At 67.9% G+C, this 18,519-nt stretch carries 14 protein-coding genes; 6 read left to right on the top strand and 8 right to left on the bottom strand.

All coding sequences use genetic code 11. The features are described 5' to 3' along the window. Positions 1-35: 35 nt before the first annotated feature. A complete protein-coding gene (locus ACWV14_RS21790) occupies positions 36-1,850 on the bottom strand; it encodes a glutamine--tRNA ligase/YqeY domain fusion protein (RefSeq protein WP_454903674.1) in 1,815 nt (604 codons plus the stop codon). A 147-nt stretch (positions 1,851-1,997) separates the two neighbouring features. Here ACWV14_RS21790 and ACWV14_RS21785 point away from each other — a divergent pair, with 147 nt between their 5' ends. Further along, positions 1,998-2,345 carry a hypothetical protein gene (locus tag ACWV14_RS21785; RefSeq protein WP_081271540.1) on the top strand — a complete coding sequence of 116 codons (348 nt, stop codon included), beginning with the start codon at positions 1,998-2,000 and terminating at the stop codon, positions 2,343-2,345. Between the two features lie 82 nt (positions 2,346-2,427). On the opposite strand, the gene ACWV14_RS21780 is transcribed toward ACWV14_RS21785, so the two are convergent. From ACWV14_RS21780 to ACWV14_RS21760, 5 genes are all read right to left on the bottom strand, one after another. Then, positions 2,428-3,264, bottom strand: coding sequence for a LytR/AlgR family response regulator transcription factor (locus ACWV14_RS21780; RefSeq protein WP_454903673.1), 837 nt, complete (start codon positions 3,262-3,264; stop codon positions 2,428-2,430). A 9-nt stretch (positions 3,265-3,273) separates the two neighbouring features. Beyond that, positions 3,274-4,287, bottom strand: a complete 1,014-nt coding sequence (locus ACWV14_RS21775; RefSeq protein ID WP_454903671.1) for a sensor histidine kinase — start codon at positions 4,285-4,287, stop codon at positions 3,274-3,276. A 56-nt stretch (positions 4,288-4,343) separates the two neighbouring features. Then, the gene (locus ACWV14_RS21770) at positions 4,344-4,643 is read right to left on the bottom strand and encodes a 2TM domain-containing protein (RefSeq protein ID WP_454903670.1); all 300 of its coding nucleotides are present in this window, start codon (positions 4,641-4,643) and stop codon (positions 4,344-4,346) included. Next, complete coding sequence (locus tag ACWV14_RS21765; RefSeq protein WP_454903668.1) at positions 4,640-5,596, bottom strand: sterol desaturase family protein; 957 nt, start codon at positions 5,594-5,596, stop codon at positions 4,640-4,642. The genes ACWV14_RS21770 and ACWV14_RS21765 overlap by 4 nt, the downstream gene beginning before the upstream one ends. A 62-nt stretch (positions 5,597-5,658) precedes the next feature. Continuing rightward, positions 5,659-6,180 carry a DUF6622 family protein gene (locus ACWV14_RS21760; protein WP_454903666.1) on the bottom strand — a complete coding sequence of 174 codons (522 nt, stop codon included), beginning with the start codon at positions 6,178-6,180 and terminating at the stop codon, positions 5,659-5,661. 257 nt (positions 6,181-6,437) lie between these two features. On the opposite strand from ACWV14_RS21760, the gene ACWV14_RS21755 reads away from it, so the two are divergent. From ACWV14_RS21755 to ACWV14_RS21740, 4 genes are all read left to right on the top strand, one after another. Next, positions 6,438-7,988: an efflux RND transporter periplasmic adaptor subunit gene (locus ACWV14_RS21755; protein ID WP_454903665.1), complete on the top strand. Its 1,551-nt coding sequence runs from the start codon at positions 6,438-6,440 to the stop codon at positions 7,986-7,988. A 46-nt stretch (positions 7,989-8,034) separates the two neighbouring features. Beyond that, a complete protein-coding gene (locus ACWV14_RS21750; protein WP_454903664.1) occupies positions 8,035-11,151 on the top strand; it encodes an efflux RND transporter permease subunit in 3,117 nt (1,038 codons plus the stop codon). 97 nt (positions 11,152-11,248) lie between these two features. Next, complete coding sequence (locus ACWV14_RS21745) at positions 11,249-14,539, top strand: efflux RND transporter permease subunit (protein WP_454903663.1); 3,291 nt, start codon at positions 11,249-11,251, stop codon at positions 14,537-14,539. A gap of 10 nt (positions 14,540-14,549) precedes the next feature. After that, positions 14,550-16,034: an efflux transporter outer membrane subunit gene (locus tag ACWV14_RS21740; RefSeq protein ID WP_454903661.1), complete on the top strand. Its 1,485-nt coding sequence runs from the start codon at positions 14,550-14,552 to the stop codon at positions 16,032-16,034. 61 nt (positions 16,035-16,095) lie between these two features. Here ACWV14_RS21740 and ACWV14_RS21735 read toward each other — a convergent pair whose 3' ends face one another. Beyond that, the gene (locus tag ACWV14_RS21735; protein ID WP_422087429.1) at positions 16,096-16,461 is read right to left on the bottom strand and encodes an SPW repeat protein; all 366 of its coding nucleotides are present in this window, start codon (positions 16,459-16,461) and stop codon (positions 16,096-16,098) included. Positions 16,462-16,807: 346 nt separating this feature from the next. Here ACWV14_RS21735 and ACWV14_RS21730 point away from each other — a divergent pair, with 346 nt between their 5' ends. Then, the gene (locus ACWV14_RS21730; protein WP_422089057.1) at positions 16,808-17,497 is read left to right on the top strand and encodes a GntR family transcriptional regulator; all 690 of its coding nucleotides are present in this window, start codon (positions 16,808-16,810) and stop codon (positions 17,495-17,497) included. Positions 17,498-17,515: 18 nt separating this feature from the next. Here ACWV14_RS21730 and ACWV14_RS21725 read toward each other — a convergent pair whose 3' ends face one another. Further along, positions 17,516-18,382, bottom strand: coding sequence for a MurR/RpiR family transcriptional regulator (locus ACWV14_RS21725; RefSeq protein ID WP_454903659.1), 867 nt, complete (start codon positions 18,380-18,382; stop codon positions 17,516-17,518). Positions 18,383-18,519 lie beyond the last annotated feature (137 nt).

Genomic DNA, 18,519 nt, shown 5'->3' with positions numbered 1-18,519 from the left:
AGGCCCCGGCTTTCGCCTTGAGGACGCGGGAAGCCTTATTTGCCCCAGCTGTCCCGCATACCCGCCGCACGGTTGAACACCAGCTTGCCATCGGCGCCGCCCTTCGAATCGCGCACGAAGTAGCCGTGCCGCTCGAACTGGATGCCGACGCCCGGTTCGGCCTTAGCCAGCGAAGGCTCGACGAACGCCGAGCACGTTTCCAGGCTCGTCTTGTTCAACTCGTCCAGCAACTCGCCGCTGCCCGGGTTGGCTTCGGCAAACAGTCGCTCGTACAAACGCACTTCGGCCTGCACCGCGTCCGCAGCCGCCACCCAGGTAATGTTGCCCTTCACCTTGATCGCGTCCGCGCCGGGCGTGCCGCTCTTGGTGTCGGGCACCAGCGTGGCCTGCACTTCGACGAGCTTGCCGTCGGCGTCCTTGGTGCCGCCGGTGCATTCGATGACGTGGCCGTACTTCAGCCGCACCTTGTTGCCGGGGAACAGGCGGAAGAAGCCCTTGGGCTGCACTTCTTCGTAGTCGGTGCGCTCGATCCACACTTCGCGGCCGAGCTTGAATTCGCGCTTGCCCATTTCGGGGTGGTGCGGATGCACGGGGGCCGAGCAGTCGTCGAGTGAGTCGTCGCTGCCCATCAGCTCGCCCCAGTTGGTGATGACCAGCTTGACCGGGTCGAGCACGGCCATGGCACGCGGGGCGATGGGGTCGAGCGAGTCGCGCAGCGCGGCCTCGAGGCTGGCGTAGTCGATCCAGCCGCCCGACTTGGTGGTGCCGCTGCGTTCGCAGAACAGGCGCAGTGCCTCGGGCGTGTAGCCGCGGCGGCGCAGGCCGGCGATGGTGGGCATGCGGGGGTCGTCCCAGCCGTCGACGTATTTCTCCTCGACCAGCTGGCGCAGCTTGCGCTTGCTGGTCATCACGTGGGTGACGTTGAGGCGCGCGAATTCATATTGGCGCGGATGCGGGCTGGCGATCAGGCCGCCTTCGGCGAGGCGGTCGAGCAGCCAGTCGTAGAAGGGGCGCTGGTCTTCGAATTCGAGCGTGCAGATGCTGTGGGTGATCTGCTCCAGCGCGTCTTCGATGGGGTGCGCATAGGTGTACATCGGGTAGATGCACCACTTGTCGCCGGTGTTGTGGTGATGGGCACGGCGCACGCGGTACAGCGCGGGGTCGCGCATGTTGATGTTGGTGCTGGCCATGTCGATCTTGGCGCGCAGGATGGCGGCGCCGTCGGCGACCTGGCCGTCGCGCATGGCACGGAAGCGCGCCAGGTTTTCCTCGGGCGTGCGGGTGCGGAAGGGGCTGTCTGTGCCGGGCGTGTTGAAGTCGCCGCGGTTCGCGCGCACCTCGTCGGCGGTCTGCTCGTCCACGTAGGCGAGGCCGGCGCCGATGAGGTATTCGGCCGCCTCGTACATGAAGTCGAAGTAGTTGCTCGCGAAGTACTCGTGCTCCTGCAGCGTGCCGGGCGCGCTGGGGCGGTCGGCCAGGTAGGTTTCGTAGCCGAGCCACTTCACCGCGTCGCGGATGGAATCGACGTATTCCTGGTCTTCCTTCTCGGGGTTGGTGTCGTCGAAGCGCAGGTGGCACACGCCGCCGTATTCCTTGGCCAGTTCGAAGTTGAGCCAGATGCTCTTGGCGTGGCCGATGTGCAGATAGCCGTTGGGTTCGGGCGGGAAGCGCATGCGCACCTTGGCCGGATCGGCCATGCCCTGGGCATGATGGGCGGCGCTGCCGGGCGATCCGCCCCACTTGCGGCCTGCGTAGGCGCCCTGTGCGAGGTCGTTCTCGATCACGTGGCGCAGGAAATTGCTCGGTGCAGCGGTCGTTTTGGCGCCGTTTTTGTCGGTCGGGGAGGTCATTGCGGCATTCTAGAGGGCGCCCTTTGGGCGTTACCTTTGGCAACTCTCTTCACATTGGGGGGTGCACCCCGTTTGCATTTGCCGCGTTCAATACGTACATGGGCGGTTCAGACCCGAACGCAGCCCCCCAAACAAGGAGTCCACATCATGAGCCTCACACGTTCTACTTTCTTCAAATGGGCCGCCGCAGGTGTCGTGGCAGCCGGTGCACTGTTTGCGGCCACCTCGGCCAGCGCTCGCAGCGACGTGAGCTGGTCGATCGGCGTCGGCGTGCCAGGCGTGGCTGTCGGCGTGGGCAACCCGGGCTATTACCCGGCTCCGGCCCCTGTGTACGTGCCGCCGGCACCCGTCTACTACGCGCCGCCGGCCCCGGTCTACTACAACCCGCCGCCGGTGTATTACCGTCCGGCCCCGGTCTACTACGGCCCGCCGGCCTATTACGGCCCGCGCTACTACGGTCGTGGCTACTACCGCGGTCATGGCCACTGGCGCTAATTTGCAACGGCTTTTGTGACTGAATGAAAAACCGGCCCTCGTGAGGGCCGGTTTTTTTATGGGTGCGCCGGATGCCGGCGTTTCACATGGCGCGAAACAGGTGGGCATATAGGCGGCTGACCGGAATCTTCTCGGTCCGCCCGCGCAGCACGAGGTGCATCTTGCCGGCCTCGTCGCGATGCACCGACTCGATGGCTGCGCTGCGTACCACCACCGCCCGGTGCACCTGCCAGAAGGTGTCGGCATCGAGCTGGGGCAGCAGCTGCTTCAGCGGCGTGCGGATCAGATATTCATGCGTGGCGGTCAGCACGCGCAGGTATTTGTCCGCTGCTTCGAAATACAGAACCTCGTCGATGGGCACCATGCGCACGGTGCTGCCGCCGGCGTCGCTGGCGGCGATCATGCGCAGCGGTGCGGCCGGCGGCGCGACGGCTTCGGCGCCCGCGCCCGCGGCGGTCAACACCTGGCGCCATTGGGCGAGGGTGCGTTCGAGGGCTTCGTCCGCCACGGCGGGGGTGGCCTCGGGCTGCCGGGCGGCCAGCGCCTGCTTCAGCCGTGCCACCGTTTTGCGCAGCCGCTCCGGCTGCACCGGCTTGAGCACGTAGTCGATGGCCTGGGCCTCGAAGGCGCGGGCGGCGTATTCGTCGTAGGCCGTGACGAACACCAGTTGCGGCATCGGCGCCTGGTCGGCAGGCCAGCAGTCGGCCAGTTCGGCGACGGCGCCCAGGCCGTCCAGGCCTGGCATGCGGATATCGAAGAACAGCACCTGCGGCAGCAGTCGCAGCGCCTCGCGCACGGCGCTGCGGCCGTCGCCTGCGATGGCGACGACCTGCAGTTCCGGCCAGGCGGCGGCCAGTTCGGCCTTGAGGGCTTGTGCGAGCAGGGGCTCGTCTTCTGCAATGAGGGCTGTCGGGGTCATATTGGAATTTCAGGCAGGCAGGGGGAAATTCAGCGTCGCGCAGGTGCCGCCGGTGCCGCTGGGCGCCAGACGCAGGGCGCCTTGCGCGCCATACACAGTGGCCAGCCGCTCGCGCACTTGCTCGAGCCCGAAGCTGCTGCCCTCGGAGGGCGGCGCGCCATCGAGGCCGACGCCGGTGTCGATCACCTCGATGACCAGCTGGCCGGCATCCTGGCGCGCGCGCACGGTGATTTCCCCGCCTTCCACCTTGGGCTCGAGCCCGTGGCGGATGCTGTTCTCGACCAGCGGCTGCAGCAACAGCGGCGGCACGGGCGTGTCGCGCAGTGCCTCGGGCAAGTCGAGCGTGTAGCGCAGGCGGTCGCCCATGCGCACCGACATCAGTTCGAGGTAGTCGGCCAGCCGGTCGAACTCGGCCGACAGCGGATGCGACAGCGCCCGAGAGCCGCTGAGCGTCATGCGCAGGTAGCTGTTGAGCCGGTCGAGCATGGCCACGGCGCGCGGAGGGTCGACGGTGATCAGCACGCGCAGGTTGGCCAGCGTGTTGAAGAGCATGTGCGGCTCCAGCTGCGTCTCGAGCAGCTTGAGACGCGCCTCGGTGGCGTTGCGCTGCGCCAGCTCGACCTGGCTTTGCAGGTGCTTGCTCCTGCCGAGGCTGTAGAAGAAGAAGCTCATGCCGATCGCCGCGACGATGGTGATCGTGATGCCGGTGGCCAGCTTGTGGCCCTTGAGGTCGAGGAAGTCGAATGTCGGTGCGCCGACCCAGGCGTCGCCGGCCAGGTTGCCGACGACGAAGCCCACGCTCACGCCAGCCGCGATCAGCAGCACGCCCCACGGCCCCTGGGGCCAGAGGGATTCGCGATGTCCGCTGAGGAAAAGCCGGCCGACATCGATGAAAAGCCAGGCCACGATGCCGATCGACATGGAATACACCATGTGAGCGACCCAGTTGCCGCCGCCGGTGATGGTCAGCAAGGTGGCGATGAGGCAGTTGAAGACAGCGGTGACCAGTCCATGCCGCAGCATGGACTTCAGGTTTTCCGTGCTGAACCTGTTTCTTGCGGCAGCAGTCTGCTCCAGGCTCACCCGCGGTCCCCGGCACCCAGCGCGCGGCGCTCGCGTTCGACCAGGCGGTTGTAGAAGCCGCCACCGGGGGCGATGAACCAGACCACGGCACCATGGATCAGCAGCCCCAGGCCCCAGCCCATGAGCGGATACATGGCCCAGTTGCGGCCGTTGGCGGCCGAGATCGTGACCAGGCCCACGTTGACCAGCACATAGACAAAAGCGTGGATGTACCAGCCCATCTTGGCGCCGGCACGGCGGCGGGCGAGGCGTTCGACGTCGGAGAAGCGGGCGTTGTCGGGCGAAGATGGGTTCATGACAGCTCCTTGTTGTATTGGACAGGAATGAAATCGGGGGTGGCCGAGGGGGCCGCAGGCATTGCCTGCAGAGCCGCGCGCTGCCGCAGTTCTTCCGTGGTGTCGCCGGGGCCGTCGGGCTTCCAGCCCGGCGGCTTCACGAGATAGCCCAGGAAAGCCCGCACCGAGCGTGCCGAGGCCAGGTCTCGCAGCAGCGCACGCCATTGCGAGAACTCGATCTCGAGGATGTTGTTCGTGGTGATCGGGTTCACCAGCCCGTAGCGGCAGGGCAGGTCGGCGCGCTCGGGAATATAGGTGCCGAACAGCCGGTCGAACACGATCAGCACGCCGCCGTAGTTGCCGTCGAGGTATTCCAGGTTCGACGCATGGTGCACCCGGTGGGCCGAGGGCGTGTTCAGAAACCATTCCAGCGGGCCGAGGCGCGGAATCCAGGTCGCATGGATCCAGAACTGGTATAGCAGGTTCAGCGTGAGCATCAGCAGCACCACTTTGGGCGGCATGCCCAGCAGCGGCGCCAGCATGAAGAAGGCCAGGGTGCCGGTGAGGCGGCCGGTCCAGCCGAAGCGGTAGGCGGCCGACAGGTTCAGCTGGTTCGGCGAGTGGTGGATGGAGTGGGTGCACCAGAACCAGCGCACCCGGTGCGCCGCGCGGTGGTACCAGTAGTAGCAGAACTCCTGTCCGATGAAGCAGGCGGCCCAGCCGGTCCAGTGGTCCATCGGCAGCGTGAACAGGCGATGGGCATAGAACCAGTCCATGGCGCCTGTCCAGAAGGCCAGCGGCAGCAGCCAGCGCAGCGGGTATTCGCGCACCAGGAAGTCGACCACCGAGATGCCGGACGCCTTCCAGTCGTAGCTGCGCCAGCCGTTGCGCAAGGCAAGCACCAGCGCCTCGGCGATGGAGGCGACGAGCACCACCGTGACGGAGATCTTGAGGATGAGCAAGAGCACGTTCATGGTGGCGGTTCCTTGGGGCTGGGGCCGGATGCCGATCTGGAGGCTGGGGCCGGAAGCCGATATTAGGCGGCGCGCACGCCAGCCGACATGGCGTCAGTACGGATGGCGAGCTTCCACAGGCGTGCCGCGCGGGCCACGAAGACGCCGGTGAAGGCACCGTACAGCGTCGGCACCACGATGCCGAAGGCGGCCTGGTGGCCCAGTTCGGGGTGCATGGCCAGGGCCGCGCCCACCACGTACTTGGTCAGGAAGATGCCCATCATGAGCATCAGCGGCACCGGGCTGCCGGCCACGTGGAAGCGGCGCTCGGCGGCGTCGTAGCGGGTGGTGGCGGGCAGCGGGCGCTGCAGCACCAGCGCCAGCAGCACGACCGCGGCGACGGCCCAGCCTAGCAGGGCGCCGAACGATTCGCCGAAGACCGAGATCACGCCGTACAGCGACAGGCCGCCCATGGCGACGGGCATCAGCGTGACCCTGCTCAGGCTCACGTCGTTGGTGAGCAGCTGCCTGGCGCCGAGCCAGAGCAGGAGGAAGAAAACGGCGAACACCCACTTGGGCGTATGGAGGATGACTTGCATCAGCATGGTGGCGCTCCGTTGAAAGATGAAGAAAAGCCGAAGGGCGGGAGAAGAATCGATGGAGCGGACTTTGCCGGGCCCGACCCCTGCCGGCGACCGGCGTGCGACGAAACGCCGGGCGGCGGCGCGAATTGCGGCAGGCGGGCGTGAACTGCGGCCCGGGCGTCAGCTTTACCGACGCTTTACGGCCCAGCAAACTCCGGGGCTACCATTGCGCGCTGTACTCTAGGTCGACCCTCGCACCCCCTTCGCACGCACAGCCCATGGAACAAGAAAAACCGCCCGAGCCCCTGCCCGCCAACGTGTCTCCCACACATCCACCGGTGCGCAGGCGTCGCTGGGTTGGGGCGTTGCTGACTCTGCTGTTGCTCGCGGTTCTGGGGGGCGGTGCCTGGTATCTGATCCAGCGTGCGAAGACGCCCGCGGGTGCGCCGGGCGCGGCCCCGGGCGGCCGGCCGGGCGGTCCCGGCGGCGCGGGTGGACCGGGAGCACGCGGCGGTGGCGGTCCCGGCGGCCCTGGCGGCGCGGCCACCAGCACTGTCGGCATTGCGACCGCCAAGCAGGCCGACATCCCGGTGCAGCTCGAGGCGCTGGGCACGGTCACGCCGCTGGCCAACGTGGTGGTGCAGCCGCAGGTGTCGGGCGTGCTCACCGCGGTGCTGTTCCAGGAAGGGCAGATGGTCAAGAAGGGCGACGTGCTGGCCACCATCGACCCGCAACCGTTCCAGAACTCGCTGGCGCAGGCCAGCGGCGCACGCCAGCGCGACGAGGCCCAGCTGGCGGCGGCGCGCGTCACGCTGTCGCGCTACCAGACCCTGCTCGGGCAGGACTCCATCGCCCGGCAGGACGTCGATACCCAGGCCGCACTGGTCAAGCAGCTCGAAGGCACCGTGGCCATCGACCGCGCCAACGAGAACACCGCCAGGCTCAACCTCACCTGGAGCCGCATCACCGCGCCGGTGAGCGGGCGCATCGGCCTGCGGCCGGTGGACGCGGGCAACTACATCTCGACCGGCGCCACCAACGGCATCGCCACCATCACCCAGATCGCGCCGATCGACGTCGAATTCGCGATTCCGCAAGACCGCGTGCCCGAGGTGCAGGACCGACTGGCACAGGGCGCGAAGCTCGACGCCACCGCCTTCGACCGCACGCGCACGCGCAGGCTCGCCATCGGCACCTTCGCCACGCTCGACAACCTGGTCGACACCGCGACCGGCACCGTCAAGGCCAAGGCCCGCTTCTCCAATGCCGACAACACGCTGTTCCCGAACCAGTTCGTCAACCTGCGGCTGCTGCTGCGCACCGTGAGCGGCGCGGTGGTGGTGCCGGTGACGGCGCTGCGCCACGGGCCCAACGGCGACTACGTGTATGTGCTGAAGGACGACAGCACCGTGGCGCAGCGCACGGTGACGCGCGGCGAGTCGAGCGTCGACAACGTCGCGATCATGTCCGGCCTCACGGCCGGCGAGCAGGTCGTGACCGAGGGCGGCGACCGCCTGAAGGACGGCGCGCGGGTGCAGACCACGGTCGACCGGCCGGCGGCACCGCCGGCGGGCGCGGCCTCCGGGGAGCGCCGCGGGCATCGCGGTGAGCGCAATGGCGCGGGCGGAGGTGGAGGTGGTCGGCGCGAAGGCGGGGCTGCTGGTGCCGGTGGGGCAGGTACGCCAGGCGGCGGCGCAGCCGGCGCGGAAGGCGCGGGCACGCGGCAGCGGCCGGCTTCATCCGACTCTGCCACCCCCTCTGTGCCTCCGCCCGCGCCCGCGGTGCAGCCGGGCACGCCGCCCGCCGCGCCCGGCGGCACGATGCGCTGACAGCTAGCGCGCCAACCAGACAGACCGACCGCAAGCGCCGCGACCGATGAGTCCCTCACGCCCGTTCATTCTTCGACCGGTGGCGACCTCGCTGCTGATGGTCGCCATCGTGCTGGCCGGCCTGGTGGCGTTCCGCTTCCTGCCGCTGTCGGCCCTGCCGCAGGTCGACTACCCGACCATCCAGGTGCAGACGCTCTACCCCGGGGGCAGCCCCGAGGTCATGAGCAACACCGTCACCGCGCCGCTGGAGCGCCAGTTCGGCCAGATGTCGGGGCTCGACCGCATGAGCTCGACCAGCGCGGCCGGCGTGTCGATCATCACGCTGCAGTTCTCGCTCGGCCAGACGCTGGACGTGGCCGAGCAGGAGGTGCAGGCTGCCATCAACGCCGGCGGTTCGCTGCTGCCGGCCGACCTGCCGGCGCCGCCGGTGTACGCCAAGGTCAACCCGGCCGACGCGCCGGTGCTCACGCTGTCCATCACCTCCGACACGCTGCCGCTCACCGAGGTGCAGAACCTGGTCAACACCCGGCTCGCGCAGAAGATCAGCCAGGTCTCGGGCGTGGGGCTGGTGTCGCTGAGCGGCGGGCAGCGCCCGGCGGTGCGCATCCAGGCCAACACGCAGGCGCTGGCCACCAACGGCATCGGGCTGGACACGCTGCGCACCGCCATCGCGGCGGCAAACTCCAACGGCGCCAAGGGCAGCTTCGACGGCCCCAAGCGCTCCTACACCATCAATTCGAACGACCAGCTGCTCACGGTCGATGACTACAAGAACCTCATCGTCTCGTACAAGAACGGCGCGCCGATCCGCATGGTCGACGTGGCCCAGGTGGTCAACAGCGCCGAGAACACACAGCTCAGCGCCTGGGCCGGCAGCAAGGTCGACGGCAGCACCAAGCTGATTCCGGCGATCATCATGAACGTGCAGCGCCAGCCCGGCGCCAACGTGATCGCCACGGTCGACGCCATCAAGGCGCAACTGCCCGAGCTGCAGGCCGGCCTGCCCACCGGGCTGAACATCTCCGTGCTCAGCGACCGCACGGCCGGCATCCGCGCCTCGGTGGAGCACGTCGAGATGGAGCTGGTGCTGGCCGTGGTGCTGGTGGTGCTGGTGATCTTCGCCTTCCTGGGCAGCCTGCGCGCCACCGTCATCGCCAGCATCGCGGTGCCCATTTCGCTCATCGGCACCTTCGGGCTGATGTACCTGCTGGGCTACAGCCTCAACAACCTGAGCCTGATGGCGCTGACCATCGCCACCGGCTTCGTGGTGGACGACGCGATCGTCATGATCGAGAACATCGCGCGCTACATCGAGGAGGGCGAAAAACCGCTGCAGGCCGCCTTCAAGGGCGCCACGCAGATCGGCTTCACCATCATCTCGCTGACGGTGTCGCTCATCGCGGTGCTGATTCCGCTGCTGTTCATGGGCGACGTGGTTGGCCGGCTGTTCCGCGAGTTCGCGGTGACGCTGGCCATCACCATCCTGATTTCCGCCGTGGTGTCGCTCACGCTGGTGCCGATGATGTCGGCGCGCTGGCTCAAGCACGAGCCGAAGCGCGACACCGCCAGCCAGGGCCTCGGCGCGCGCGCGCAGCGCTTCTTCGACGGCGTGATGGTGCGCTACGACCGCTCGCTGCACTGGGTGATCGACCACCAGCCGCTCACGCTGCTGGTCGCGCTGCTCACCATGGTGCTCACGGTGGTGCTGTACCTCTCGATCCCGAAGGGCCTGTTCCCGACGCAGGACACCGGGCAGCTGCAGGCGCGCATCCAGGCAGCGCAGGACGTGTCCTTCGACCGTATGTCGCAGCTGCAGCAGCAGGCGGCGCACGCCATCCTCGAAGACCCCGACGTCGAGAATCTCAGCTCCTTCGTGGGCGTGGACGCGGCCAACAACACCATGCTGCACACCGGCAGCATGCTGATCAACCTGAAGCCCGGCCATGACAACCAGCAGAAGATCATGGACCGGCTGCGCGAGCATGTGCGCGGCGTGGCCGGCGTCACGCTCTACCTGCAGCCCACGCAAGACCTGACCATCGACGCCGAGACCGGCCCGACCGAATACCGCGTGTCGCTCGAAGGCGTGGACAGCGCCGCCATCACCGAATGGATGACGAAGCTGGTGGCGCGGCTGCAGACTTCCGACAAGGTGCGCAACGTGAGCAGCGACGCGGGCGCGCAGGGCCTGGCGGCCTTCGTGAACGTGAACCGCGACACGGCCGCGCGGCTGTCGATCACCGCGAGCACGGTGGACGACGCGCTCTACAGCGCCTTCGGCCAGCGCATCGTCTCGACCATCTTCACCGAGACCAACCAGTACCGGGTGATCCTCGAAGCCATGCCCGGCATGGTGAACACGCCGCAGTCGCTGGGGCAGCTCAGCCTCATTGCCGGCTCGGGCACGGCCACGCCGCTTTCGGCCATTGCCAACATCAGCGAGCAGCAGGCGCCGCTGCAGATCACGCACGTGGCGCAGTACCCGGCCAGCACGCTGAACTTCGACACCGCGCCGGGCGTGTCGCTCGGCTCCTCGGTCGATGCCATCCGCGCGGCGGCCAAGGAGATCGGGCTGCCCAGCAGCATCACCATGACCTTCCTCGGCGCCTCGGGCGCCTACGAGCGGTCGCTGTCGAACCAGCTCTGGCTCATCCTGGCTGCGGTGGTGTGCGTCTACATCGTGCTGGGCGTGCTGTATGAAAGCTACGTGCATCCGCTCACCATTTTGTCGACGCTGCCCTCGGCCGGCGTGGGGGCGCTGCTGGCGCTCATGATCACCGGCAACGACCTGGGGGTGATCGGCATCATCGGCATCATCCTGCTGATCGGCATCGTCAAGAAGAACGCGATCATGATGATCGACTTCGCCATCGATGCCGAGCGCAACCAGGGCAAGTCGGCGCGCGAGGCGATCCACCAGGCGGCGCTGCTGCGCTTCCGGCCCATCCTGATGACCACGCTGGCCGCGCTGTTCGCCGCCGTGCCGCTGATGCTGAGCTTCGGCGACGGCGCCGAGCTGCGGCGCCCGCTGGGCCTGGCCATCTTCGGCGGCCTGATCGTGAGCCAGCTGCTCACGTTGTTCACCACGCCGGTGATCTATCTCGCGTTCGACCGGCTGGGCGGCGGAAGCACCCGGCGCACGGTCGAGGAGGAAGCGGCTTGAACCGTTTGGCTGCTTGCTGGTTGTTTGTTTTCCGGGGCCGGGATATCCGCCCTGCCGGGGCGAGACCCGGCCTCAGCCCGACGCAAGGAGCGCAGCGATGAACCTCTCGCTGCCCTTCGTGCGCCGTCCCATCGGCACGGTGCTCTTGACCATCGGCGTGGCGCTGGCGGGCATTGCCGCCTTCTTCGTGCTGCCGGTGTCGCCGCTGCCGCAGGTCGACTACCCGGTCATTTCCGTCAACGCGTCCATTCCGGGCGCGAGCCCCGAGACCATGGCCACCAGCGTGGCCACGCCGCTGGAGCGGCACCTGGGCACCATCGCGGGCGTCAACGAGATGACCTCGACCAGCTCGGTCGGCACCTCGCGCGTCACGCTGCAGTTCGACCTGAGCCGCGACATCAACGGCGCCGCGCGCGAAGTGCAGGCCGCCATCAGCGCCAGCCGGGTCGACCTGCCCGCCACGCTGCGCAGCAACCCGACCTACCGCAAGGCGAACCCGGCCTCGTCGCCGGTGATCATCCTGGCGCTCACCTCCAAGACCAAGACGCCGGGCCAGATCTACGACGCGGTCTCCAACATCGTGAGCCAGCGGCTGTCGCAGGTGGACGGCGTGGGCGACGTCGAGATCGGCGGCGGCTCGTTGCCCGCGGTGCGCATCGAGCTGCTGCCGTTCGCGCTCAACCGCTACGGCATCAGCACCGAGGACGTGCGCGCCGCCATCCAGGCTTCCAACGCCAACCGGCCGAAGGGCATGGTGCAGGGCGAGGGCCGCAAGCTGCAGATCTACACCCAGACGCCGGCCCTGCGCGCCAGCGACTACGCCTCCATGGTCATCGCCTGGCGCAACGGCGCGGCGGTGCGGCTGCAGGACGTGGCCGAGGTGCTCGACGGCGTGGAAGACACGCGCACGCTGGGCCTGTTCAACGGCGAGCCCGCGATCATCGTGCTGATCACGCGGCAGCCCTCGGCCAACATCATCGAGACGGTCGACAGCGTGCGCGCGCTGCTGCCCGAGCTGCAGGCGCAGCTGCCGCCCGACGTCACGCTGCAGGTGGCCTCTGACAGCACCAACTCCATCCGCGGCTCGCTGCGCGAGGTCGAGCTCACGCTGGTCATCTCCGTCATCCTGGTGGTGCTGGTGGTGAGCCTGTTCCTGCGCAGCGTGCGCGCGACCATCGTGCCGGCCGTGGCCACGGTGGCGGCGCTGCTGGGCACCTTCGGCGTCATGTACCTGCTGGGCTTCAGCCTCAACAACCTGAGCCTGATGGCGCTCACGGTGGCCACCGGCTTCGTGGTGGACGACGCCATCGTGGTGCTGGAGAACACCAGCCGGCACATCGAGTCGGGCATGACGCGCATGAAGGCGGCATTGCTGGGCGCCAAGGAAGTCGGCTTCACCGTGCTGTCGATCAGCGTGTCGCTGGTGGCGGTGTTCATTCCGCTGCTGTTCATGGGCGGGCAGGTGGGGCGGCTGTTCCGCGAGTTCGCGGTCACGCTGTCGGCGGCGGTGATGATCTCGCTCGTCATCTCGCTGACCACCACGCCCATGATGTGCGCCTGGATGCTCAAGCCCGGCGGCGAGCATGACAAGAACAAGCCGCAGGGCCGCTTTGCTCGCATGGCCGCGCGCAGCTACGACTGGGTGCTCAAGCGCTACGAGCACAGCCTCGACTGGGCGCTGGACAGCAAGGGCCTGGTCATGCTGATCCTGGTGGCGGTGGTGGGGCTCAACGTGTATCTGTTCAGCGCCGCGCCCAAGGGCTTCTTCCCGCAGCAGGACAGCGGCCAGCTCAACGGCGGCCTGCGCGCCGACCAGAGCATTTCGTCGAAGGCCATGGCCGCCAAGCTGCGCGAGGTGGTCGACATCATCCGCGCCGACGAGGCGGTCGACACGGTGGTCGGCTTCACCGGCGGCAGCCGGGCAGGGGGCGGCTTCATGTTCGTCAACCTGAAGCCGGCCAGCCAGCGCAAGGACAGCGGCCTGGCCGTGATCGCGCGGCTGCGGCCCAAGCTCAACGCGGTGGCCGGCCTGCGCGTGTTCCTGGGCACGGTGCAGGACGTGCGCTCGGGCGGGCGCTCCAGCAATTCGACCTACCAGTACACGCTCAAGAGCGACAGCCTGGCCGACCTGCGCACATGGGCCTCCAAGCTGGCCGACGAAATGAAGCTGCAGCCGGTGCTGACTGACATCGACACCGACCAGACCGAGAACGGCGTCGAGACGATGGCGAATGTGGACAAAAACACCGCGAACCGGCTCGGCGTGACCTCCACCGCAGTGGACAACGCGCTGTACAACGCCTTCGGCCAGCGGCAGGTGGCGACCATCTACACCGAGCTCAACCAGTACCACGTGGTCATGGAATGGGCGCCGCGCTACACGCTCAGCCCCAATGCGCTGAGCGACGTGTATGTGCCGGCCACCAAGACCACGGTGGTGGCGGGGCAGGCGGTGACCACGCAGGTCGCGGCACCGACCACCACTTCCAATTCGGCGCAGTCGGGCAGCAAGGCCGGCACGGGTTCTGCCGCGACGAGTTCGTCGAGCACCTCCGTCCCGGTTTCGGCCAACCCGGCGCTGCGCAATGCCTCCTCGGGCAACGTGCTGAGCAACACCGCCACGTCCCTTGTGCCGCTGTCCGCAGTGGCCAAGTTCTACGAGAACTCGGTGGCCACTTCGGTCAGCCACCAGGACGGCGAGCTGGCGACCACCATCTCGTTCAACCTCGTGGAAGGCGCCAACCTGGGCGACGCGCGCGAGGCCATCGCCAAGGCCGAGGCCAACATCGCCATGCCGACCAACGTGCGCGGCGCTTTTGCGGGCACGGCGGCGAGCGCGCAGCAGTCGCAGAGCCAGCAGGCCATGCTGATCCTGGCGGCGCTGGTCGTCATCTACATCGTGCTGGGCATCCTGTACGAAAGCCTGGTGCACCCGATCACCGTGCTGTCGACGCTGCCCTCGGCCGGCGTGGGCGCGGTGCTGGCGCTGCTGATGTTCCGCATGGAGTTCTCGATCATTGCGCTGATCGGCGTGTTCCTGCTGATCGGCATCGTCAAGAAGAACGCCATCCTGATCATCGACTTTGCGCTGGAGGCCGAGCGCTCGCGCGGCCTCAGCCCGCTCGAGGCGGTGCGCGAGGCCTGCCTGCTGCGCTTCCGCCCGATCCTGATGACCACCCTGGCCGCCGCGCTAGGCGCGCTGCCGCTGGCCATCGGCTTCGGCGAGGGCGCCGAGCTGCGCCGGCCGCTGGGCGTGGCCATCATCGGCGGGCTGATCGCAAGCCAGATGCTGACCCTGCTGACCACGCCGGTGGTCTACCTGCTGCTGGACAAGCTGCGCCGCCGCAGCGCCCACGAACACGAACTGAGCCGTGCCACGACCGCCTGAGACCATCGCCATGAACGCACTGCTTCCTTTTTCCTCTCGCGCGCCGGGGCGCCTTTCGCTCCCGGCACTCGCGCTGGCCGCGCTGCTCGCGGGCTGCTCGGTCGGCCCGCTTTACCACCAGCCCGTGACCGCATTGCCGAACGACTGGAAAGAGCAGAAGGCCGCCGAAGGCTGGCTGCCCGCCGCGCCGGCCGATGCGCTGGACCGCGGCGAATGGTGGAAGCTGTTCGGCGACCCGACGCTCGACGAACTGGCGTCGCGGGTGCAGGTGTCGAACCAGAACATCGCCGCGGCGGTCGCCAACTACGCCAATGCACAGGCGCTGGTGCGCGGGCAGCGCGCGGCGCTGTTCCCGCAGGTGTCTCTCAACGGCTCCGGCAAGCGCTCGGACACGGGCAGCACCAGCCCCTCCAACTCTTTCTCCGCCACGCTCGACGCGACCTGGGCACCCGACGTCTGGGGGCGGCTGCGCGAGTCGGTGAACAGCGCGTCGGCCAACGCGCAGGGCAGCGAGGCCGACCTGGCGTCGGCGCGCCTGTCGGCCATCGGCAGCCTGGCCACCAACTACCTTTCGCTGCGCGAAGCCGACGTGGAAATCGGGCTGCTCGACCAGACCATCGAGGGCTACGAACGCGCCTACACCATCACCAGCAACCGCTACAAGGCCGCGATCGCCGCGCAGTCGGACGTGCTGCAGGCGCAGAGCCAGCTGGCCACGGCACGCGCGACGCGCCTGACGCTGGTGCGCAACCGCGCCACCTTCGAGCACGCCATTGCGATGCTGGTGGGCGCGGTGCCGGCCGATTTCAGCCTGCCGGCCGCGGCCTGGAAGCAGACCGTGCCCGGCATTCCGACCGGCGTGCCCTCGACCCTGCTGCAGCGCCGGCCCGACATCGCGTCCGCCGAGCGCTCGGTGGCCTCGGCCAATTCGCAGATCGGCATCGCGCGCTCGGCCTATTTCCCGAGCTTCAACCTCAGCGCGGCAATCGGCGGCAGCGCCAGCCGGGTCGGCGACCTGTTCAATGCGTCGAATACGCTCTGGTCGCTCGGCCTCTCGGCGGCGCAGGTGGTGTTCGACGCGGGCTCCATCTCGGCCAGCGTCGACGCGGCCAAGGCCAGCTACGACGCCAGCGTGGCGCGCTACCGCCAGACCGTGCTTGCCGCATTCCAGGGCGTGGAAGACCAGCTCACCGCTGGCGCCACGCTGGCGCAGCAGGAGGGCATGTACCGCGAGGCCTCCGCGGCCGCGGACAAGACCGAGCAGATCCTGCTCAACCAGTACCGCTCGGCGCTGGTGGCCTACACCGACGTGGTCACGGCCCAGGTGTCCGCACTGAACGCGCGGCGCACGCTGGTGCAGGTGCAGCTCAACCGGCAGCTCGCCGCCGTTTCGCTGATCCAGGCGCTGGGCGGCGGCTGGCATGCGGGCTGGATGGAGGGCGAGGCGCAGCCGGAGCAGCCCGCTGCGTCACCCGCGTCACCCACCAGGCCGTGAGTGCCTGACGGCCCGGCCGCCGCCCAAGGCGCCGGCTCCTGTTCCGATGAAGCGTTGCCGGTCAGTGCGCCGGACGGTCCATCGCCTGGCCGAGATAGTCCTTGTCCGTCACCAGCACCCACAGCGCCAGCACCAGGATCACCGCGGCCACGAGCACCGCGTTGATCAAGGCCGTTTCCAAGCCACGGAACCCGACCAGCCACGGCGACACAGCGAGCCAGGCCGCCAGCGCGACCTCGGTCCATTCTTCCCACTGTCGCGGCACGAAGGTCGCGCCCAGCGCCACTGCGCCCAGCACGATGCCGGTCGCCACCATCGTCCACATTGCGGACGACATGTCCGAAAAGCCCAGGACCCAGGGCGAGACGATCAGCCACGCGCCGGCGACGGCGTTGACGGGGTCCTGCCAATGCTTGACTTGCTTCATGGTCGTTACTCCTGTCGCGACAAGGGGGCGCGACAAGTTTTTGACCGTCGTTTCAGAACGCGGTTCCGTTTGACAGATCGTTCTTGGCGGAAACATTAAAAAAGCACCCGAAAGGTGCTTAGGTAGTACTTCCAAAGTAGGACTACAGTGATTATTCTTAAATGTGTTAGTAAATGTTAAGAATTTTTCCCTATTCATCGAAAAGGTCCGAAAACGGATTTTTACGGAAATCGGGGATATGAAGCTTTGATACCGGGCCGTACCATCCGCGCGGCCTGATCCCGGGCGCACCCGTTTCCGATTTCCGATGACCCCCCCAGATACCTCCCGGACACGCGCGTTGTCCGTGGCCGATACGCTGCGCAATCGCATCTTCGACGGTGTGATCGCACCCGGCTCCCACCTGATGGAGATCACCCTCGCCAACGAACTGGGCGTGTCGCGCACGCCTGTGCGCGGCGCGATGGCGCGGCTGGCCGACGAGGGGTTGCTGGTGTATCTGCCCAACAAGGGTTTCCAGGTGCGCCGCTTCAACGCCAAGGACGTGTTCGACGCCTTCAGCGTGCGCGCCACCCTCGAAGGCATGGGCTGCCGCATCGTCGGCGAGCGCGGGTTGGACGGCACCGCGCTGGAACGGCTGGTGGCCATGCTCGCAGAGCAGCACGAGGTGATGCGCTCCGACGGCTGGAGCGACGAGCGCGCCACGCGCTGGCACGACCTGAACCTCGAATTCCATCGCAAGCTGCTGATGCTGGCCGACAACCGCTGGCTGAGCGAGGCGGTAGGCCGCGCCTACCAGTTGCCGATCATCTTCGACAGCAACTTGCGCCCGCACAACCGCGACGCGTCGACGCCGCTCTACCACCGCGCCCAGGCCGAGCAGGCGCTGGAAGAACACCGGCAGATCGTCGAGTCGCTGAGCCGCCGGGAAGCCGTCGACGCCGAGGCGCTCATGCGCGAGCACATCACCGCCAACCGCGACTTGCTGGTGCGCCACCTCGGCAAGCAAAGCGGCCGGGTGCGCGCGCTGGCCTGACCCGGTCGGCTCGGGGCTTCAGCCTCCGCGCACGACCGGTGGCACCAGGTACGCGCCGGATTCGAACAACTGCGCCTCGGCCTGGTCGATGCGCCGGATTCCCGGCTTGCCCGCGCGGCTGGCCAGCAGTTCGACCAGCGCTTCCGTCAACGCCACGCCGGCCGCCACCGACGGGAAGAACGAAGGGCTGTGGATGGTGAACAGCAGCGTTTCGTCCGCCAGCAGCGACAGCGGCGAGGCTGCGCTGTCGGTGATGGCGACGATGCGGCAGCCCGCCGCCTTGGCCGCCTCCGTCACCTGCAGCGCCTCGCGCGAGTAGGGCGCGAAGCTCGCGACCACCAGCGCGTCGCCCTTGGCGAAGGCGCGCTGCTGCATCTCCAGCGAGCCGCCCTGGCCATCGACCAGATGCACGCTGTCGCGGAACAGCCGATACACGTAGACGAACGAAAAGGCGATGGAAAAGCAGGCCCGGAAGCCCGCCGCATGCACGGCGGGGGCCTTTTCTATCAGCGCGCAGGCCTTCTGCAGCGCCTGCTCGCTCTGGCGGTGGGTGGCCTCCAGGTTGCGGCGCTGCACCTCGAACATCTCGCCGGTCAGGCTCTGGTCCCTGGCGCGGCCGACCAGTTGCTTGGCGCGCTCGCCATAGGTGTCGGCGTCCAGCCCCATGTCGGCGGCGAACGCCTCCTTCAACTGCGGCCAGCCCTCGAAGCCCAGGGTCTGCGCGAAACGCACGAGCGTGGCGGGCGTGCTCTGCGAGCGCGTGCCCACGTTGCGCATCGAGCCGGTGACCACCTCGTTCGGGTGGTCGAGCACGTAGCGCGCCACTTGCTGCAGCGCAGGGCTCAGTTCGTTGAAGCGTTGGCGGATCAGGTCTCTGGCGCCCATGGCGATGTCTCTTCTCGATGGCTTCTGTTGCTGTTGGAACAAATGTACCGGAGGCGGCTCCTTGTGGCAGTTGACGGAACAAATGTTCCAAACAATAATTCAGCCGAAACGTTAGTTCCAAGAAAACCTCTGACTCC

It is taken from the genome of Variovorax durovernensis, assembly GCF_977011995.1.
The sequence above is the reverse complement of the archived record's forward strand: the minus strand, read 5'-3'. Positions and strand labels throughout refer to the sequence as shown.

Excerpts from the sequence above, each read along its gene's own strand:
- ACWV14_RS21790 (WP_454903674.1), bottom strand. The coding sequence starts at position 1,850 with ATGACCTCCCCGACCGACAAAAACGGCGCCAAAACGACCGCTGCACCG.
- ACWV14_RS21785 (WP_081271540.1), top strand. The coding sequence starts at position 1,998 with ATGAGCCTCACACGTTCTACTTTCTTCAAATGGGCCGCCGCAGGTGTC.
- ACWV14_RS21780 (WP_454903673.1), bottom strand. The coding sequence starts at position 3,264 with ATGACCCCGACAGCCCTCATTGCAGAAGACGAGCCCCTGCTCGCACAA.
- ACWV14_RS21775 (WP_454903671.1), bottom strand. The coding sequence starts at position 4,287 with ATGCTGCGGCATGGACTGGTCACCGCTGTCTTCAACTGCCTCATCGCC.
- ACWV14_RS21770 (WP_454903670.1), bottom strand. The coding sequence starts at position 4,643 with ATGAACCCATCTTCGCCCGACAACGCCCGCTTCTCCGACGTCGAACGC.
- ACWV14_RS21765 (WP_454903668.1), bottom strand. The coding sequence starts at position 5,596 with ATGAACGTGCTCTTGCTCATCCTCAAGATCTCCGTCACGGTGGTGCTC.
- ACWV14_RS21760 (WP_454903666.1), bottom strand. The coding sequence starts at position 6,180 with ATGCTGATGCAAGTCATCCTCCATACGCCCAAGTGGGTGTTCGCCGTT.
- ACWV14_RS21755 (WP_454903665.1), top strand. The coding sequence starts at position 6,438 with ATGGAACAAGAAAAACCGCCCGAGCCCCTGCCCGCCAACGTGTCTCCC.
- ACWV14_RS21750 (WP_454903664.1), top strand. The coding sequence starts at position 8,035 with ATGAGTCCCTCACGCCCGTTCATTCTTCGACCGGTGGCGACCTCGCTG.
- ACWV14_RS21745 (WP_454903663.1), top strand. The coding sequence starts at position 11,249 with ATGAACCTCTCGCTGCCCTTCGTGCGCCGTCCCATCGGCACGGTGCTC.
- ACWV14_RS21740 (WP_454903661.1), top strand. The coding sequence starts at position 14,550 with ATGAACGCACTGCTTCCTTTTTCCTCTCGCGCGCCGGGGCGCCTTTCG.
- ACWV14_RS21735 (WP_422087429.1), bottom strand. The coding sequence starts at position 16,461 with ATGAAGCAAGTCAAGCATTGGCAGGACCCCGTCAACGCCGTCGCCGGC.
- ACWV14_RS21725 (WP_454903659.1), bottom strand. The coding sequence starts at position 18,382 with ATGGGCGCCAGAGACCTGATCCGCCAACGCTTCAACGAACTGAGCCCT.